Here is a 928-nt window from a genome sequence, read left to right on the forward strand (position 1 = left end):
GCGCTGTGGGGGCGATTCAGCTATGACCTGTTTGCCGGCGTGCCGCTCTACAAGCCCGCAGGGTTCCATACCTCCGGTGCGACCGCGGGTTTTAGCGTAAATCTGGAAATCTGAACATCGCGATACCGGCAACGTTGCTGATACTGACCTGATTGGACTGACTTTTCTCACGGATGTGACCCATGAACAAACATTGTTATCGCCTTATCTTCAGCCGCACTCACGGGGAACTGCGGGTGGTGTCCGAACTGGCCCGCAGCTGCAGCAGCGAACCGGGGCAGCGCATCGGTTCAGGGATAACGGGTGGAAGTCGTCTGTGGGTCACCGTGCGTCGGTCAGTGTGGCTGCTGGGGCTGCTCATGTTCGCCGGCCCCGTCATGGCAGACGGCATTGTGGCGGACGGCGGTGCCAATCCTTCCCAGCGGCCGGAGGTCATCAATACCCAGAACGGCTTGCCGCAGGTCAACATCACCGCCCCCAACCAGGCCGGCGTGTCGCACAACCAGTACCAGCAGTTCGATGTTGACGCCAAAGGCGCCATCCTCAACAACTCGGCGGTGATGACCTCGACCCAGATGGCCGGGATGATCCAGGGTAACCCTAATCTCAATCCCAATTCCGCGCCGGCGCGCGTCATCCTCAACGAAGTCAACAGCAACAATCCCAGCCAGTTGCGCGGTTTTATGGAAGTGGCCGGCGGCAAGGCGCAGGTGATTGTGGCCAACCCCGCCGGCATTGTCTGCAACGGCTGCGGCACCATCAACGCCGGGCGCATGACCCTGACCACCGGCAAGCCGCAACTGAACGCCGACGGCAGCCTGGCGGGCTACCAGGTTGAGCGCGGCGTGGTGCGCATCGAGGGGGGCGGACTTAACGGGGATGCCCGTCATGATACCGAGTACGTCGACATTCTGGCGCGCGCGGTGGA

General features: G+C 62.1%; 1 protein-coding gene. It reads left to right on the forward strand.

The window, feature by feature from the left end; genetic code table 11:
* Positions 1 to 182 precede the first annotated feature (182 nt).
* Positions 183 to 928, forward strand: a 746-nt coding sequence (locus AC4PR2_RS29200) for a two-partner secretion domain-containing protein (RefSeq protein ID WP_492176088.1), incomplete at its 3' end; no start/stop codon positions are given.

Source organism: Serratia sp. A07 (genome assembly GCF_058725505.1).